Annotated in this window: 11 protein-coding genes and 2 pseudogenes; 5 read left to right on the top strand and 8 right to left on the bottom strand. The window is 57.8% G+C overall.

The genetic code is table 11. From position 1 onward, the window contains the following. The first annotated feature begins 96 nt into the window (after positions 1-96). Positions 97-816, top strand: coding sequence for a hypothetical protein (locus ABIB90_RS40935; protein ID WP_354202909.1), 720 nt, complete (start codon positions 97-99; stop codon positions 814-816). Positions 817-995: 179 nt separating this feature from the next. Here ABIB90_RS40935 and ABIB90_RS40930 read toward each other — a convergent pair whose 3' ends face one another. Both ABIB90_RS40930 and ABIB90_RS40925 read right to left on the bottom strand, forming a co-directional pair. Continuing rightward, positions 996-1,202, bottom strand: coding sequence for a cold-shock protein (locus tag ABIB90_RS40930; protein ID WP_354202908.1), 207 nt, complete (start codon positions 1,200-1,202; stop codon positions 996-998). A gap of 77 nt (positions 1,203-1,279) precedes the next feature. Then, positions 1,280-1,561, bottom strand: coding sequence for a hypothetical protein (locus tag ABIB90_RS40925; RefSeq protein ID WP_279669118.1), 282 nt, complete (start codon positions 1,559-1,561; stop codon positions 1,280-1,282). A gap of 1,236 nt (positions 1,562-2,797) precedes the next feature. On the opposite strand from ABIB90_RS40925, the gene ABIB90_RS40920 reads away from it, so the two are divergent. Next, positions 2,798-4,216, top strand: coding sequence for an MATE family efflux transporter (locus ABIB90_RS40920; RefSeq protein ID WP_354202907.1), 1,419 nt, complete (start codon positions 2,798-2,800; stop codon positions 4,214-4,216). 999 nt (positions 4,217-5,215) lie between these two features. After that, positions 5,216-6,718, top strand: coding sequence for an alkaline phosphatase family protein (locus ABIB90_RS40915; RefSeq protein WP_354202906.1), 1,503 nt, complete (start codon positions 5,216-5,218; stop codon positions 6,716-6,718). A gap of 1,184 nt (positions 6,719-7,902) precedes the next feature. On the opposite strand, the gene ABIB90_RS40910 is transcribed toward ABIB90_RS40915, so the two are convergent. The 4 genes from ABIB90_RS40910 to aepX all read right to left on the bottom strand — a co-directional run bounded on the left by ABIB90_RS40910 (position 7,903) and on the right by aepX (position 11,894). After that, complete coding sequence (locus ABIB90_RS40910) at positions 7,903-9,012, bottom strand: pyridoxal phosphate-dependent aminotransferase (RefSeq protein WP_354101863.1); 1,110 nt, start codon at positions 9,010-9,012, stop codon at positions 7,903-7,905. A gap of 239 nt (positions 9,013-9,251) precedes the next feature. Then, the gene (locus tag ABIB90_RS40905; protein ID WP_354202905.1) at positions 9,252-9,857 is read right to left on the bottom strand and encodes a CDP-alcohol phosphatidyltransferase family protein; all 606 of its coding nucleotides are present in this window, start codon (positions 9,855-9,857) and stop codon (positions 9,252-9,254) included. 7 nt (positions 9,858-9,864) lie between these two features. Beyond that, positions 9,865-10,668, bottom strand: a complete 804-nt coding sequence (locus ABIB90_RS40900; RefSeq protein ID WP_354202904.1) for a phosphocholine cytidylyltransferase family protein — start codon at positions 10,666-10,668, stop codon at positions 9,865-9,867. Between the two features lie 353 nt (positions 10,669-11,021). After that, positions 11,022-11,894: a phosphoenolpyruvate mutase gene (aepX, locus tag ABIB90_RS40895; RefSeq protein WP_354202910.1), complete on the bottom strand. Its 873-nt coding sequence runs from the start codon at positions 11,892-11,894 to the stop codon at positions 11,022-11,024. Positions 11,895-12,505: 611 nt separating this feature from the next. Here aepX and ABIB90_RS40890 point away from each other — a divergent pair. Then, positions 12,506-12,700, top strand: a pseudogene (locus ABIB90_RS40890) (response regulator transcription factor); the annotation flags it as partial. A 263-nt stretch (positions 12,701-12,963) separates the two neighbouring features. On the opposite strand, the gene ABIB90_RS40885 reads toward ABIB90_RS40890, so the two are convergent. Beyond that, the gene (locus tag ABIB90_RS40885) at positions 12,964-13,701 is read right to left on the bottom strand and encodes an outer membrane protein (RefSeq protein ID WP_354202902.1); all 738 of its coding nucleotides are present in this window, start codon (positions 13,699-13,701) and stop codon (positions 12,964-12,966) included. 1,256 nt (positions 13,702-14,957) lie between these two features. Here ABIB90_RS40885 and ABIB90_RS40880 point away from each other — a divergent pair. Continuing rightward, positions 14,958-15,095, top strand: a complete 138-nt coding sequence (locus ABIB90_RS40880) for a hypothetical protein (protein WP_279669125.1) — start codon at positions 14,958-14,960, stop codon at positions 15,093-15,095. A gap of 1,212 nt (positions 15,096-16,307) precedes the next feature. Here ABIB90_RS40880 and ABIB90_RS40875 read toward each other — a convergent pair. Then, a pseudogene (locus tag ABIB90_RS40875) lies at positions 16,308-16,463 on the bottom strand (chitooligosaccharide synthase NodC); the annotation flags it as partial.

The following is a 16,463-nucleotide window of genomic DNA, read 5'->3' as shown; positions in this document are numbered from 1 at the left end:
GCGCGCGACAATCATCGCGGCAATCATCACCTCGCCGCGACACCGACTCGCCATCCTGATTGTCGCGCGCTTCCCATCCAGATTGTCGCGCTATAATTGTCGGCGCTCTTCGCGTTCGGCGCCCTCGTGCTCGCGGGTTCAGCTTCGGCCGTTCCTCCTGTTGCAGCCTTTGTCCTGACTGCCGGAGCGGTGCTTGTCCTCGGATCTCTGGCCATCCATGGCCGCGAAACGAGCACCGTGTCGCTCGAGTACGAGCTGTCAGCGGAGCAGTCAGCGCGGTTTGAGGCCCTGACCCGCACATTCCATGACTTGGCGAGTTGCGGTCGCATATGGAATGTCCCTCTTGAGCGACAAGAAACGGACTGGAAACGCAACGCGGGCGCCTCGAAGCTGATTCAAAGACACCAGATTTCGTTAGGCACGGACAAGCCACCGCTGGTCAAAAGCAACCTGGATTTCCTAAAGCTGCCACTCGGAAAAGAGACGTTCTATCTGACGCCTGACGCGATCCTGATTACGGCCGGCAAGACTGTTGCCGGGGTCGCCTACGAAGACGTTGAATTCATGTTTCGAAGCGCTCGCTTTATCGAGGAAGAGACGCCGCCCGCCGACGCGACGGTCGTAGACCAGACCTGGCGCTACGTGAATCGTAAGGGCGGCCCGGACCGGCGCTTCAACAACAACCGGGAGCTACCAATCTGTCTATATGGTGAGATCGATCTTCGCTCGTCCAACGGCGTGAACGAGCGGATCCAGTGCTCGCGCGTTGATGCAGCCGAGCGATTTGTCGCGTCCCTCGCTGCAATGTCTGCTTGAGAATGCGATCCCGATAAGCACTTTGCACGGCGCTCCGATGCGGACGATAGCGCTGATCGTCCGTCGGATAGGCAACCGCTGCAGCGGCACCGGGGGATGTGCTGAAGCCGTGTCGATGCTTCTCGCGCAAGCGAATTCAGAACGCCAAAGAACCCGGCAGGTTCCTCAGGGCAAGTCGATCAGCTGATGCGCAGATTTTCGGCGCTCATCTTGCCCGAACGATCTCGCATCAGCTCATAGCTGACCCGAAGGCCTTCCGCGAGATTGGTGTAGCCGGCCTTCTCGACCGCGCTGATGTGAACGAAGATGTCAGCTCCCCCGTCTTCCGGCTGGATGAAGCCGTATCCCTTGGCCGCGTTGAACCATTTCACAGTCCCCATCGCCATTGCATTATCTCCAAACTGAAGTTCTGCGATCAAATCGAAGAGCTGCCTGACCATCAGGACTTCCGCGCGAGGTACTCTCACGCTGAGCGCCCCTCACGCGTCCACAATCGTTTACGCCGACGACGGTTCCTGCGGGCGATCGGTCGTGGCGGCGCAGCCGGCAATGGCGGTCGCTCATCGCCAGCTGGCTCCTCGGCCTGTGCCTCGGGCTGACCTTGCGCCACACATCGATCGAGCTTCTCAAGGGCCTCAAGGACCTTCCGTCCCTCCTCAGTGATGGTCCAGTATCCCACCTCCCGGTCGATGAGCTTTTGTCCGAAGATATCGAGGTTCGGCTCGCGGCTTGCGATGCGCTTCATGCGCGCCGGCCACTCGGGCCCGGGTGGTGTAAAAGATGGCCAAGTGCTGTTTGACGAGTTCAAGATTGGCTCGGCCGCCCGGTTGGCCGGCAAGTATCTTCAGTATGGACAGCTGAGAGCTCACATGCGCACGCAAAGATTCAATGAAAGCACAACAATACCGGCGCTACCCAAGGCCGGGTAGGGCACATCATCGCTTTTCAAACGGAAACCTTGCCGGGTAAGGCTAACAAAGGGGGCAAAGTACCGTAGTCCATATGCAGCCTTCGGATTCGCCACTTTCATGTGCCCTCGCAGCTCGGATCGTGCTGCTTGTCTGGGCCGAGCCGCTCGCCCCCCACAAAACTGCCGATGGGGGGCTCGACTTGTTGTCCTAAACAGATGGAAAAAAGGTCTGCAGCCGCCGAGCGGAATGTGTCCGCTGTGGACGAACTGGACAAGCCTGCGCAAGGCCAAGGGAGGGGATCACCAGTGACGTCTATGGCTTCTTGACCTGTGACCCAATGCCGAGAGCATCTCATTTTCCGAGGCGCCAAGACTGATGATCGAGCCCGCGCTCTTGATATGTGACCGCATATCGATGTCTGTGATCCTGTCGAGCAGGCGCGAGCTTACAGGGCTCGTGACGAATTATCCCGCCAGATCTTCATAGCCTATGAAATCGCCACTCATCGTGTGGTCGCAACGCCGCCCTCAAAGGCTCGAGCGTGCCATGCCGATTGTCTTATTTGCGACATGCTGTCGATCTCGCGAGAGGCCGCTTGGATGAGCAAGCATCTATAATCAAGCTGTCGCGGTTGGCATGGGCTTTGAAGGGGGGATCTCATCGATTGCTCAGGAGTGCAGGGATGGCTTACGGGATGATGGGCCCTCAGTTCATGGCGTGGATCGGGTCCGAGTTCGGGTCCTCCAATCTTCGCACAACGCAGTGGCTAGCGTATGAATGTGCCTCCGTGATCGACCTCGCTCGAGCCCGATGCGCGCCGTCACCATTGCGCGATTGCGGCGATTGGCCAAGTCTGGGGTGGCATCTGCTGCCTCTCCTTGGCTTATCGCATGCGAAAATCGAGGCCGCGATGGTCGAAGCCCAGCGTCCGAGCCGTGGTCCGTTTTCGGCGTCTAAACATGCGGCCGCACGAGGCTGCCTGTGAGCCTGCATCGCGGGCTGACCGCGAATTCCGGTCAGGAGCGGCCCGTGAATGAGGCGGCACGTCGTTCGCCGACGCAAACGGCGGCATGATTATGGACAAGATAGCCAAGACAAGGCCGCTATTAGTCTCGCGACCAGAAGTGAATAGACGGACGGCCATCCATCGTTTCGTTCTCGAGCTCAACGAAACCGCGAAACTTGCGTGGCCAATGGTGCTGACGCAGGTTGGGCAGATCGCAATGATGACGACCGATCTTGCCTTCATCGGGCGCATCAGCACTGAGGCGCTCGCCGCGGCAGCGCTGGCAGGCCGGTTTTATCTCATCAGCGTCACCTTCGGCGTGGGTCTACTAAGCGCCATCGCACCTTTGGCAGCGCAGGCGTTTGGGGCGAATAATATAGCCGCGGTACGGCGTACGCTGCGCATGGGCTTATGGACGGCCCTGGTCCTGTCGTTCCCGATCATCGGTGTGGCGCTGCGAGCAGAGCAAATATTGCTTGCGTTAGGCCAGGCCCCAGATGTGGCGCGGCTCGCCCAGCAATACCTCTTCGGATTAGGCTTCGGCGCGGCGCCAGCACTGGCGTTTTTGGCTATCCGCAGTTTCATGGGGGCGGTCCATCGGCCACAGCCTGTCTTCTGGATTACGCTATCAGCCATCCCCTTCAATGCCTTGCTGGTCTATATGCTGACCTATGGGAAGCTTGGGCTGCCCCGACTGGAGCTGTTCGGGGCAGGGCTTGCGACCACGCTGGTGAACTGCGGGATGTTTTTGGCCGGTTTGTGGTTCGCTGCACTGCGCCAGCCGTTCCGTGACTACCATGTGCTTGCGCAACTCTGGCGTTTCGATTGGCGCGCAATGCGGCAGCTCATCGCAATTGGAACGCCGATCTCCATCGCGTCATTGATCGAGTCGGGACTATTTTGGGCCACGTCGCTGCTGGCGGGCTTGATCAGCACCAGTGCACTGGTCGCTCATCAGATCGCTGTTCAGATCGCCGCGATCCCGTTCATGATTTATTTCGGCGTTGGCACGGCCGCAGCCGTGCGCGTTGGCCATGCAGCCGGCCGCCACGACAGGGCAGGCGTCAAGCGGGCAAATCTGGCCGCGATGCTGATCGGTATGGTCATAGCTGCAACGCTAACCCTCGCGCTGATCGCCGGGCGTTTTGAGATCATCGAGCTCTTTCTCGGCAGATCGGACCGCGATTCCGAGGCAACGATCGGTCTCGCTGCACAGCTCCTCATCGTCGGCGCAGCCCTCTTTATCACTGATGCCGCCCAGTGCATTGCGGCAGGCGGCCTGCGCGGACTGAAGGACACGCGGGTGCCGCTGCTGTTTGCGGCCATTGCTTGGTGGCTGATCGGCTTTTCCCTCAGCTATTGGCTCGGTATGAAGGTCGGTCTGGGCGCCATTGGTATATGGATTGGCTTATCGATCGGAACGACCATCTATGCGGCGCTCCTCGTCCTGCGGTTCCGCCACTTGACAAGGCGCGCTCACTGATGCGCGCGCATCACTGATGCCAAACGGCGACCATGCGCCAGCATGCTTGCCAGTGCCGATGCGACGGGGTCGAACGCAAGACTGGCTGAAAATGGAAGGTCGCGCTTCATGGCGCGACTGCAAAGATAGGTAAGAAGAGATAGCAACTAGCATCGTATTATTCGATCATTTCATTTCAAGAAACGATAACCAAAGTGGTTAGCTCGTTTGAGAGCGAGTAGGAATCCTCAAAGTGTCCTTTGACGACTTGCAGGCTTTCAAACTTGTCACTATTGGCAGAATGGCTCAACGGGTCCCTCCCTTCGAGAGCAAAGCCCGCAAATCGTGCGGCCCAGCGGCGCCCACCGGGCGTCGATGCGATCACCGTTAGTCCGGCAGGTCAATTTTCAACACGCCGACCGGTGTCTGCAAGCTCCACAGCTGCGGAGTTCCTCCCAAGCACACGAGATGCATCGCAATCGCTGGAATCAAGCCGCCACGCGAAACGACCCACATCAGCGACGTTTCCTGGCTCAATCGCGATGGCGACCAGATTAGGATCGGCTACGGCGGCGAGCAGGTTCGGTTGGACGCGGCATTTGCCAATCTTGCTTGCGAGGCCAAGGCTACCCTCGGCTTGTTCGATGTCCTGCCTAACGTCCCGCCGGGGTTGGGCGGCCCTCGGGGCCTGTGATGAATTCCGAGGCTTTGCGTTGCGCCCGGAGAGGTGCATCAGGCGACCATGCTCAGATCAAGCTGCTGACACTGCAGCCGGTGTCCAATCCAACTCGCCCCAGACTACTGCTGAGGAGAGCTGCTGGCGCTCGCGAGCCGCTAATCCCGGCTCGGGACTCGTCGACACGCTGGCCGGGCGTTGGTCAGCATAGCCGGGAGCTCCGTACCCGCATTGCGCTAGCGCTAGCAATCAGCGTCGGCTCCAAGTCGATGGCGCTGGCGCTTCAGCCAAGTCCTGGGCGCTTCCGATCCGCTACCTCCCAGCTAGACGAAAGCTTTACGATCATGTTCGAACGACCGCACCGGAATCGGGTTCTCATCGTGCTGTTCGACGGGCTTCGACCCGATCTCGTCAAGCCATCACTAACGCCGAATCTGGTCAGGCTTCAGCGCCGCGGTGCGGTGCTGACCCGGCAGCGCACCGTCTATCCCAGCGAAACACGAATAGCGCTCACGAGCCTCGTCACGGGCGCTACGCCGGATCGCCACGGCATCGTTGGAAACTCATATCTCGACCGGCAGTCGTCGATTCCGCGCTCCGTCGACACCAGTGACGCGCGCCTGATCGAGGATCTTGATGCCGCGAGCGGCGGCCATCTACTCGGTGTGCCGTCACTTGGCGAGATCCTAGCGGCGAACGGCAGGACCTTCGCGGTCCTGGCTTCCAACTCGGCGGGGGCAACGCGCCTGCTGAACCATAAGGCTCGAAAGTTCGGCCAAGTGACGCTCTCCGGTCACTTTCCTTGCGTCGCGACCTCGGCCGAGATGCTCAGAGAAGTGGAGACTCTGCTGGGGCCGACGCCGGCGCCCCCGCCCACGGGCACCCCAGATCTTGCCTCTCAAGCCTTTTTGACTTCGGCGTTTCTCGACGTAATCTGGCCTCGGCTTCGGCCCGACGTCGCAATCCTCTCCTTCGGCGAGCCCGATATCTCCTCGCACGATTGTGGGACTGGCGCGCCAAAGACGCTTGAAGCAATCAGCTTTGTCGATCGGCAGTTTGGCCGCGTGCTCGATTGGTGGGAGGCTGAGGGCTTGTCCCAAGGCGTGCACCTGATCGCCGCCTCCGATCATGGACACGTGACGGTGCATGCGCAGGCCGATCTATTCGAGACGCTTGAGGCTGCGGGGCTGCGCTGCGGCCCGACACCGGCGGCCGGGATCGATGCCATCGTCATACCTGGGCAGGTCGGAGCAATTTACCTCACCGAGCCATCGGAAAACCTTATCCGCCGCGCGGTCGGGGCGATGATAGAAAGGCCCTGGTGTGGGCCGGTGTTCACCGCGGGTGGCGCGGTCGATGGCATTGCACCGGGCAGCTTTGCACGCCATTTGGTGTTCGCCGAGCATGCCCGATCGGCGGACATCCTGTTCTCGTTCCGGTCGGATGACAGACTCGATCCATTTGGCCTTAGCGGCCGCACTTGGAGTGCGGATGGGCCTGTCAGCTTCGGAGTGCACGGCGGGCTGCATGCCAAGGAGATGTCGTCGGTCGGCATTTTGGCCGGACCGCTGATCAAAGGCGGCTTCGCCTCACAAATCCCGTCGAGTATTTGCGATTTTGCGCCAACAGTGCTCGGTTTTCTGGGCCTCTCGCGGTCGGCAACGATGACCGGTCGTCCCCTCGCAGAGGTCTTTATCCATGATGGAGAGGACCTGCCTCCTACGGTTGAGAAGATATGCGAGACCAGCAGCGGCGCATACCGGCAGTACCTTCGTCGTGTGCAGGTCGGCGAGGCCGTTTATCTTGATTCTGCTGACGTCGTAGCTCGTCCCAGCAACCTGACATAAAATGAGCGTCGATCCGCCAAGCTCATCAAGGGGGATAGTCGCGTTGCGTATCTCGATCTGTGATCGATGGTGGAATTCGTCAAAAAAATCGATGGAGTGCGAAATTTATGCGCTGACCCCAGGGTTACTGCATCAAATCAAACCCACATGTTTGCTATCCTGTGTGAACAAATAGCATCCATCCGGAAGGGCCGATTTATGTCGAAAGTGTCACCATTTCATTCAAAGAAGCCCAATGCGCGAAACGTCTATCACGACAACGACAAGTGTACCGAGGGCAATAACATCGAACGGCAATATCTCGCCTCCGGCACCGGAGGGCGGCCGCGCTGCGAACATTGCGGGCGCCTAGCCTAGTTCGCAGCTGGCGTGGCGGGTAAAAACGAGCCCCGCCGCGCCACGCAAAAATCCGCTCTTACCCGACTGGAAGCAGTTCGGCGCCTGAAGATCGTGAACTTCTGATGCAACTGCTTGCCGGATAGCCGGTTGCTTCGGTTCGTAGGGCGGTGGACGGCTTCCCGCGAAGCAATCCTCCTGCTGTCACGGGTGTCGACGATTGGGCTGTTCGACGCAGTCGGTGTTGCGGATAGGATTGTCTGCGATCGCGGATGGCGGCGGATCATAACGTTGCGTGAAGCGCAAGCCGCCCAATGACGCTGGCACAGCCCTTTCTCTTGAGCAACGCTGGAGATACCGAGTTCATTCTCGCTGCCGCGGACTGGATGTTGACCGACAGTCCACCGAAGAAAAAGCAAGGGCAGAGTTCCCCGGACAAGCTCTCTGACGACTACAACGCACCCATTTCCAAGATTCCCGGAAGCACTCAGGAGGCTGCATCAGCAGGCTTCTCGGTTACCAGCGATGTCTTCGCAGGTTCAGCGACTGGCTCAGGGCCTCCAGAACATACCAGATTAGGGTCACATGAAGATCAGCCGCCGTGCTGTACACACTCGATCCGCGCCGAAGGATTGTGGTCGCCGACCGCGCGTCGAGAACCGCAATGTGATTGCGCAGCGCCTTGATTTTCTTTGATCCCGCTCGACCGACCAAATAGAAGATCAGCGTAATGGAGTTTGCTTGGCCCGCCCCGGCGGAGCCGTGGGCTGTGCCTTTCGCGCGGTGTCAAAGAAAGACTTGGGGAGCTGGCCCGGCGATTCGAAGGGTCGGAACCGCGGTCGGTTGCGCTAATCAGCGATGTCTTTCAGTGCCTCCACCAAAAGCTTATTGTCTTCTTCAGTGCGGCTTGCGATGCGCAAGAATCGTTTGCCATTCTGAAGCGTCTTTCCGCCATTGTGCCTGATCAATATCCCTCTGTCGTTTAAGAGTTTTGAGGCGATCACATCCCCATCCGGCCAATGGGGCGGGAGTTCGCAGAACACGAAATTTGCATCTGGCTTCAGAACTCTCATTCCGTCGATGCTGCACAGGTCCGCGTATAGTTTGTCCCTGTCGCTGGCTACCCTGATCCAACTCTGCTTTGCCGCGTGCTCCAGGTGAGGAAGCTTGCTTAGAAAAAATTCCGCAAACGTATTGACATTCCACGTGGGCAGGGCAGCTCTAATATCGTTCATCGTCTGTGCATTTGCCGATGCCGCATACCCGATCCGCAAACCGCATGTCCCGTAAATCTTTCCCAGGCTTTTGAGAACGATCACATTGGGAAATTCGAGCAAGTGATTTTCCAAGCTCGCACTTCGTCCGACTTCACTAAATTCGATGAATGACTCATCGATCAATAGGAGTTGCTGTTGAGCTCGAAGCGCGGAAGCGAGATATAGCAAATCCGCATAGGGAACGATCCGCGACGTTGGATTATTCGGCGATATCACGACCGCGCCGTCGACACCATTTGCACGCGCAAATGCTGCATAGCCGTGCACATCGAGTTCAAAATCTGGCGGTGGCAGGATAAAGCGCGACAACCGCCCGGGCAAGGCGGTGGTTTCATAGGGATTGAAGGTGGGGACTGGGACCGCAATCCTCATACCCAGTCGACCAAGAAGGATGGGAACCAGTTCAGCCACGCCATTGCAAATGACAAGATTATGCGCCGGAATCTTCACCGCATCCGCAAGAAGCTGAACCATCTGCGCATTAGGAGAGGGATAGCAGGTGATAAGCCGCGGTAGAGCTTCCTTAAGTTCGTCAAGGAATGCTTGCGGCGGAAAATAAGGATTCACCAGAAGGACGAAATCCTTGATGTCATATTTCCAATAGCCGCCGGGGAATCGGTTGACGAGGTCAGAGATCTCGTCGGACCTAAGCGGTACGTTGATTTGTGCTGTGCTGTTCATGAGTGAGATTAGCTGAAAACGTTTTAGGGCCGACGAAAATTCCAGAGCGATCGCGTTCTCTCGACTAGCTCACGGCGAACAAGCATCGAGCAGCGCCGATTCGCGCGGAAATTACCTGGCAATAAGACTGGCGCGCGCACACTGCGGTTGGGGAGACTACACGTCATCACGTGACCTGCATGGTAGGGAACCCTGGAACACGCAGCAGCTCACTCGCTGGATCATACTTCCATCCCCAATCAAAAGGACCGACTGGCTAAAGCCACCGATGATGCGACGGCGAAGATGCTTATCGCCGTATACATTGTTGCGCCGAGTGGTGGCACACGAACAGGCGCGACATGCGCCATAGCGAGCAGCAAGAAGCCAATGTTCACGACGTCAGAAAATACTTCATTAGGAAAGAGAGGCTTAAGAAGAAAAAAGAGCGCCAGGAGCGGCACGTCGTAAGACAAGGGAACGCCCAAGAAGCATTCATCGCACGACCTGCCAAAGTTCGCAAAGTAGCTAAGCCTTATTGCACCAGCCACCAGTAGCGTGGTTGCGGTCGCAAGAGCGAGAGGTGAGGCTTGGCTGACTTGTACCACAATTACCGCGGGCAGAACGGCTCCATAGACAAGATCGGCAAACCCGTCGAGGCTCGCTCCCATCCTTGCAACATCTAGATCGCGACCCTTGGTACGACCCGCCACAAACCCGTCGAGGTGGTCCGAAAGAACAGCCCAAAGCGCTACTGCCACAGATAGCTCGAGGCGCTGAGAGAGAGCAAGAAATAGGCTGGTGGAGGAAAAGAGGAGACCTGTGATTGTTATGGCGTTCGCTGGATCCCAAAGGTATTTTAGCATTGGACTCTCACCTAGTCTGCGAATCACGTGTCGGCGTGTAGGCGTTCATTCGGTTCCTGAAAATGCGCTCGGCAATTTGCAAATCCTCAGCATTATCAATTTCGTACCAGCTGAGGCCATCGCATCGCGCCGCTGCGAGCTGTAAACCTCGTCTTTCTATCAGATAACCCAAAAGTTCTTCGGTGTAGGTCTGCCTAGCCCCGGCAGCGATGATATCGTCCAGCGTCGGAATGATCGTTGTCTTGAGTGTCGGCGCCGAGAGACGTAATAGGTTCATCGTCTTGAATAGTTTTGGGCCATCCGCAACAAGATTTGACGCCGTTTGCTTCATTCGAAAGCCTGAGATGAAGCCGTTCTGCGACAACAGAACGGCTGATCCTTCCATGGCATCATCGAAGGGAACGACTGCAGCCACGTCAGTCCCCCGGCAGATAATCAAATATCGCAACGCATCCTCTTCGAAAAAGACGTCGCCCTCGAGAAGAAAGCAGTCTCCGGAGAGAAGAGCGTCGCGCGCCAGCCACAAAGAATAGGCGCTTCCGGTGCGGTCAAAAACAGTCGACTCGACATATTTGATTCTGAGCCCGCCAAAGCGGCTGCCGCAGGCATACTGAATGGCGTCTTTGCGGTAACCCACGACGATCGTCACCTCTTCCACGCCGACAGTTTCCAGATTGCGCAGCGCGTTGTGAAGAATCGAAGTGCCGTTGACCTCGATGAGCGGCTTCGGCCTCAAATCTGTCAGAGGACGCAGGCGAGAGCCGCAGCCAGCGGCGAGAATAACGGCGTTCTTGGGAGCATCAGTCACCATTTAGTTCCTTTTCGTCGCTCGGCTAAGGTGAAACACCGACGAGTGTCTTCGGCCGTATGCTTGCTGAAGCGAAGTCAAGCCTGCCGGAGCCTTGAACATCAACTCCAAGGGTGAAAGGCAGACAAATGGTCCTCGTCGGTCGTTTTCCAAAGAGGAGGGCCATGGATCCGGTACCTCGAGCTGCTGCCCAGATGGCAAAATGCGTATTTCGGCCGAGTGAGGCGTGCTACGCCATCTAAGGACATCTCGGTACAACAAAAGCCATTTGAGATTGAAGTCGCACCTGGCCAGTTAGCAGGAAGTCCAGGACGGTAGGTCTTCGGCAACGAATATGCTCCTGTGTCGACGAAACCCTATTTGCGCAATTCAGCGTCGGGCCGCAGATATAACGCTTCCGCACGGGCGAGTTCGTCGTACTTCAAAAGTTCGAAGATTTCGTCGAGAGTAGCGATATTCGGCTCAACGCTCGCGGTGTTTTCCTCGGCGATGACGCGACGGCAGACTTGCCGCATTGCCGCTATTGCCGCTCGCATGGAGTGGTTGGCCCAGATCACCGTGGAGATGCGCGCTTTACGGTATACAGAGGTCGGCGTTCGGTAGTATTTCGTCGGAACGATCACGACGGGCAATCTGTTCTGCCAAGCGCGCGCGAACGAAAGGATTTCGTCCGCGGTGCTCCTTCGCGAATGAATGAGGATCGCATCGGCTCCCGCGTCGGCGTAGGCGTGAGCGCGCAAAAGTGCTTCGTCCATTTCATGCCCAGCGATCAACGCCTCGATCCTTGCCACCAGAACCAAGTCGTCTGCGACCGTATCCCTCACTGCCCGGAGGCGGCCCGAGAACTCGTCGATATCGGCGAGGGGGTGCCGATCCCCAACAAACGAGTTCATCTTCGGAAAACAGCTGTCCTCCAGTGCGACGCCGGCAGCGCCGCGCTGGAGGAGCTTGCGCGCCAGCAGGCGAGCATTGTTGAAATTACCGAAGCCGCCGTCGCCGTCAACCAGGACAGGAAGTTGGCTTGAATCCACGATCCGCTCAACGGCGTCGACAAGCTGGCTCCACGATGCTTCGTTCGCGTCGCGATAACCTAGACAACAGGCAATCGACAGACCGGACGCCCAGAGCCCCTTGAATCCTGAGCGCTGGGCGATTGTAGCGGACAGGCCATCATGCGCCTCCATCAGAAACGAGAGCTCGCCATTCGAGCAGACCTGGGCGCGAAGTATTTCGACAGGCGACGGCCGAGTGCATTGATGACCTGCGTTGGGCCGAGCGGTTGGTGGTTGATACTTCATACAAAAGTCCTGGAGGCCGGCCCTCGATTGGCGAAAACCGCATTGCTAATACCTTTTTGTTCTGATGCCGATCAATGACCAGCGTTGGTAGTTGATTGGGACGTAAAAGCTTGGATGATCGCCATAGGATGGGCGCCGAACGCGGGGCTGTTGTGATGGGCGGATCCGAGCCGACACCTTGGAAGGGAAAGCTTTGGTGCAAATGAAGGATCTCGGCTCGCAAGCCGGGTGCTACGGCCCTTCACAGAGCATTCACCCCTCACGGGAGGAAGCCTGGCCAAAAGGTGATATCCAGCTCACACAGGTGTTGAGCAAATATCGACTGCTACGGTTGTCGTAGTTACTGCCGTTGCGTTTTCGACATATGTCGCAATCCTGTCGATAGGGCTGCAGTTGGGTGGCAGTCTCCGGAGAAGTGAACCGGCAATCTCCCAAGATATTGTCCTGCCGCGAGAGTTTGCGGTGCCACTGACTGGTATGGCATTTGCTGATCTCGTTCCACGTCCTCTCTGCTCCAGGAGAAACTTATGGCGGATGTGCAAGAGGTTGTTCTATCGGCACGGGAAAGACAGTGCTTGCAATGGGTCGAGGAGGGGAAGTCATCCTGGGCCATCGGAGTCATCCTGGAAGTGAGCGAGAACACCGTCAACTTTCATGTTAAAAATGCAATGCGAAAGCTGGAAACGACCAGCCGTACCCAGTGCGTCGTCAAGGCACGGCGTCTGCGTCTTATTTAAAGTAGCGGCCGCGGTTCGGTTCCCGTTGATGCAGATCTAGCGAAATGTAAGGGGCGACTATGGGTTGCTCCGGCGGAACGCGAAGCGAATTGCGCGCTCGTCTCGTTGACAACGCACACAGCGGTTTGCAGGCCGAATGACACAGCAAGCGCGCCCTCCCGAGGATGCATAAGGTCGTGTATGGCTCCTATACAGCAGAGGAGCAGGTCAAAAAAACCCCGGCCTATGGGCCGGGGCTTTCGATCCGCCGTTCGAATGACAGATCAATATTTGAGAAGAACCGGACCGCCGAACTTATAGTTGAGCCGTGCCGTTATAAGATCGAACTCCTGGCGGATGCGATCGGTCCCAACAGCGCGCGCGGCGAAGTTCACCGCCGCGGGCTGCCTGAATAAATGATCGTACTCGAAGCCAAGCGACCAGTTCGGCGCGAAACCGTACTCGATGCCGGCTCCTAACGCGCCGCCCCAAAGAACGTGCTCGCTGTTCCCAAGCGGCGCGCCCGTGAGGTTCGAGCTGATCTGATAGGTGTTGCTCGTCACTGTGCCGCCGCCTTTGGCATAAAGCAGTACGTTATCGAAGGCATAGCCGATCTGCCCCGTGACGAGACCGAACGCATCAATCTTGGTCTGGAGGATATCGCTAAACTGGATGCTTTGATTGGATCCGGTCAAATCAGCCCAGTTCCCCTGGCCTTCAACACCCAACACGATCTGGCCCATCTGCCATCGATAGCCGATCTGGCCACCCACGCTACCGCTTGTCGCATCATGGCAGCCCTCGGGCGTGCCGCCAAGGTAATCCCAGCAATTCGCGCTTGAGCCCCAGCCACCGTTCATACCGAGATAGTAGCCGCTCCAGTCGTAGATTGCAGCCGCGACAGACTGCGGAGCTTCGGTGTAGAGAGGCTGGACGGGCTGCGCAGCGAGATCCGCGCCGAATGCGCGCGCCACCGCGCCAAGCGCCACAATGCTCACAGTCGCAAGCAACAACTTCTTCATTTCTACTCTCATGTCTTGAGTGCCCCCGAGCCTCGTGCGTCTGAACAACGTTCGCGCGAATTGCTGTAACTGCATCGCAACATTCGCGCCCAAAGGAATGTTCGAACCAAACGCTGCGTCAGGTTGCGGCATTTCAGATCATCTCCAACTGCGTCGTGCTCGGTCGCGTGCGAACACAAGTAGGTTAGGTGTTGACGAAAAGCGGGCTGCGGATCTCAGCGAATTAAGCGCACCGCAAGCCAGATGATACCTAGCCACACCGCAACCGAGAAGAGCAGAGCGCTTTGCAACGTCTTTGCTCTTATACTGTGGCGCCATCGAAGGAGCTGCGATGAGCAACCGGTGAAGCGCCGGCCACGTACAGCAGCTATCACGTCATCATAATCTGCGAACCGGAAGCGAGAGCGATGCTTACGAATATACCCCAGTCGCTCAGTGGGTGAGAAGCACTGTGCCCACACCCCCCGTGCCTCGTTATCAAAACACGCGCTATTCTCAAGGACTTCGGCGAGGCGCTCGTCAGGCTTCATGATGCATCTGCTGTAGTGATTATTCCGGATCGAGTTCTACGAAGGAAGCCTCACCTTCGAAACCTCTCAGGTTAGGTAGGATAGTTGAGCGAATCGAACTCGGCCTGGAAGCATTGGTCAAGGCCAAAGCTGCGTTGATCCTGACGCGAGATGAAATGCGAAGTCGTGCGAGGGCTCTGGATCTCTCTTCTCGTTCCGTGCAGATCGCGGCGGGCATCAAAGCGCTGTAGATGCCGAAGGAAAGTGAAAGGGGCTCCTTGTCGACACTGCCACAATCGTGCTCGCCGTTGCACTCAGTTTCAACCGCTCGCTCGCGTCTCAGACATATCTCCTCCGCGCTTCCCAGCGCTGATTGGAATTCGGTCCGGCAATCGGTTCCGCACATGCCAAGATCACACAGAGGTACGTTGTCAGGCCGGGCCGGTTGCGGATCCACCGCCGCCGACCCGATGATCCGTGAAGGACCGACTCGCAGTCTTCACCGCTCAGTGTCTCGGTCAAATCGGAGATCAGTCACACGTTAGACCGTGCTGTTGGGCCCGACTCAACGCGACCACGCGCGTGGCCTCCACTTCGCCTTGCAAATCTGTGCTCGACGAACTGGTGGTGAAGGGCATTCGCCATCCGTGGCGGATCGGCAATGTCCTTCTTTGAGCAAGGTCGAATGCAGCGTCAAGAACGACGACGTGCGGGAACTCGGAGCGGCGGCGGAGCAGAAGTGCCGGCATGAAAGAGAGCACCATAGAGCCGGGCGCGCTCACGTCGCTTGCGGGAACGCCAGCTGCGCACACCGTAGCCCAATCCAAAGCCGCCGAAGAAGATCATAGTGAGAAAAAGAAGCGCTGTCGTCATGTCGATGTCTAATCCGCAGCATTGTTTTGATGTGTCCGTCACATTCCCGCCATCGGCGGTTGACTAGTTGGTCGGCGCGAGGCGGCGGATGCCTCGTTCCTACAACGTGACGCTACGTACGATTCAAGTCCCCTCGGCGCCTCCCAGCCAAAATGTATTCTAACGTGAGGTGGCCTGCAGCGGCGGTGTGCGCGAGCCAGGCATAGTCTGCAGATGCGCGGAAGAGCCCACGCCGTGATCGCTGTAGGAAACGACATTCGTGATCTGCTGATACCTGTGGTTCGATCAGAGTGATGCGCTTGTCTCGGCAGCATCGTCCCACCCGGCCTTGGGAAAGGGAGAAGACGTTCGGCGGCAGCTGAAACGTGGACGAAGCTATCTATCTCGCTGCGAAGTCGGCGTGCTGTTAGGACGCGTGGACGATTTGCGTGGGGGCGGCCGGTAGGCGGTCGCATTGCAGTGCAAGGCGTACCGCATTCATCCTCTGAGACGCGAGGGCCTGAACTACGGGGATCTTGCCTTGAGGACACCGAAGAAGTGGTCCCATCTGTCCCGCGGCCAGCCTGCTGACGAGACGAATCTGTTAGAATAAGTAGGCTGCCTGTACACACATCGCTCGGCGATGTCGGGAGGACCGCCGGTTATCAAAACTGGGGTGATGCCTTCTTATTTACCCGCTCGAGTGGTTCAACCTACGCCTCACGCACAATTCCGCCAGGTGCTAGGCGGAACCTCGATTTGATTAGAAGAGGAAGAGTTGAACATGTGATCAATCAAATCGCCGAGAACGCAGTCGCCATGATTTGGGTTGGACTTGATTTCACGCGTCGTTCCACGAGCTAGAACAAGTTTGGCGATTTGCGTACGATTGGCGATAGTACGGCGATCTGGCGGTAAAGCTGCGACTGCCTCGTCGAAAAGTGTAGCTAGGATGCGGAGGTCTTCTGGATAGAAGAGGTCACCGTGTTTTTGCGCTGGGACTGTTCGCCTGCCGGCGCTTGCCTCGCCTATTGCGCCGAGTTCCAGTTTTGCCGCGACCAGTTCGCTTGTGAGTTCGTCGAGCAGCTTGACCGGTCCGAGCGCGAATTTGTCTTGGCAGATCAGTTGAGCCACGACCTCCAATTGGAAAGCAATGCTGTGCTCAAGGTGCTGAATGCGCGACGTACAAACAATCTCCTTCGGTTTATCCGTTCTGGGGGCCGCGTACAAAAAGTTGCCAGGCGCTCCATTTTCGCCGGGCAAATCTGGTGGTCTACGCGAGAGCCAGTCGCTGTTGCTCAAGGTACAGAGCGCGTAGGCTTTCATCGGAAGCAGGAGGAAGATGTTGATCGGGGTGTGCAGCGCGAATCCGAGAAATCGAAGCTCGCCGGCGCGAAGCGC

The organism is Bradyrhizobium sp. JR4.1 (assembly GCF_040548605.1).
In the GTDB taxonomy this organism is placed as follows: Bacteria; Pseudomonadota; Alphaproteobacteria; order Rhizobiales; family Xanthobacteraceae; genus Bradyrhizobium; species Bradyrhizobium canariense.
This window is presented reverse-complemented; position numbering and strand designations above follow the sequence as displayed.

Excerpts from the sequence above, each read along its gene's own strand:
- ABIB90_RS40925 (WP_279669118.1), bottom strand. The coding sequence starts at position 1,561 with ATGAAGCGCATCGCAAGCCGCGAGCCGAACCTCGATATCTTCGGACAA.
- ABIB90_RS40930 (WP_354202908.1), bottom strand. The coding sequence starts at position 1,202 with ATGGCGATGGGGACTGTGAAATGGTTCAACGCGGCCAAGGGATACGGC.
- ABIB90_RS40915 (WP_354202906.1), top strand. The coding sequence starts at position 5,216 with ATGTTCGAACGACCGCACCGGAATCGGGTTCTCATCGTGCTGTTCGAC.
- ABIB90_RS40885 (WP_354202902.1), bottom strand. The coding sequence starts at position 13,701 with ATGAAGAAGTTGTTGCTTGCGACTGTGAGCATTGTGGCGCTTGGCGCG.
- ABIB90_RS40920 (WP_354202907.1), top strand. The coding sequence starts at position 2,798 with ATGATTATGGACAAGATAGCCAAGACAAGGCCGCTATTAGTCTCGCGA.
- ABIB90_RS40905 (WP_354202905.1), bottom strand. The coding sequence starts at position 9,857 with ATGCTAAAATACCTTTGGGATCCAGCGAACGCCATAACAATCACAGGT.
- ABIB90_RS40900 (WP_354202904.1), bottom strand. The coding sequence starts at position 10,668 with ATGGTGACTGATGCTCCCAAGAACGCCGTTATTCTCGCCGCTGGCTGC.
- ABIB90_RS40880 (WP_279669125.1), top strand. The coding sequence starts at position 14,958 with ATGAAAGAGAGCACCATAGAGCCGGGCGCGCTCACGTCGCTTGCGGGA.
- ABIB90_RS40910 (WP_354101863.1), bottom strand. The coding sequence starts at position 9,012 with ATGAACAGCACAGCACAAATCAACGTACCGCTTAGGTCCGACGAGATC.